The 253-nt window shown below is 50.6% G+C and carries 1 rRNA gene; it reads right to left on the reverse strand.

From position 1 onward, the window contains the following. A 5S ribosomal RNA gene (gene rrf, locus CES79_RS12520) occupies nucleotides 1–116 on the reverse strand; the annotation flags it as partial. Nucleotides 117–253 lie beyond the last annotated feature (137 nt).

A 253-nucleotide genomic window follows, 5' to 3' on the forward strand; every position in this document is an offset into this window, starting at 1 on the left:
CGTGGCAACGTCCTACCCTCGCAGGGGGCGATCCCCCAACTACTCTTGGCGTGCTGAAGCTTAACTACTGTGTTCGGCATGGGAACAGGTGTATCCTTCAGGCTATCGCCACCACACTATTGAGAACTGATGCTCTCAAAACTAGACAATATCAATTTCTTTTACCGATGAACACCACTACTCGTGGTTAAGTCCTCGACCGATTAGTACTAGTCCGCTCCGTGCATCGCTGCACTTCCACTTCTAGCCTATC

Source organism: Secundilactobacillus silagei JCM 19001 (assembly GCF_002217945.1).
Taxonomy (GTDB): Bacteria; Bacillota; Bacilli; order Lactobacillales; family Lactobacillaceae; genus Secundilactobacillus; species Secundilactobacillus silagei.